This window comes from Streptomyces sp. SID13726 (genome assembly GCF_010548375.1).
Lineage (GTDB): Bacteria > Actinomycetota > Actinomycetes > Streptomycetales > Streptomycetaceae > Streptomyces.
Genome location: NZ_JAAGLY010000656.1, coordinates 1 through 409, shown reverse-complemented (window position 1 = coordinate 409; position 409 = coordinate 1). Strand labels below are relative to the sequence as shown.

Below are 409 nucleotides of genomic sequence, written 5' to 3'. Positions count from 1 at the left end.
GCGGTGCCCGGCGGTCACTGGTCCGCCGCCCTCCACGACCCGGACGCGACCGTCGCCGCGCTGCTCGGCGACGAGCCCGACGGTCCCGGGCACGCCCCCTACGTGTTCTCCCAGCAGCTGGGGCACGACCTCGCCCTGTTCGGCGTGCCCGCCGAGGGCGACGACGTCCTGTTCCGCGGCGACCCGTCCGGCGGCACCGGCGGCCACGAGGGCTGGGCCGCGTTCTACCTCGCCCCGGGAGCGGCCTCCGACTCCCCCTCGGACGGCGGCACGACGGCGGACGGCGGCCCGGGGCGCCGGGTCACCGAGGTCCGGGCGGTCCTCCTGGTCGACTCGCCGCGCGACGTCGGTCCGGTCCGCAAGGCGATGAACCGCACCGGCCGCCTCCGCGTCGACCTCGACGTCACGC

At 78.2% G+C, this 409-nt stretch carries 1 pseudogene; it reads left to right on the top strand.

From position 1 onward, the window contains the following. Positions 1 to 409: pseudogene (locus G3I78_RS49625) on the top strand (hypothetical protein); the annotation flags it as partial.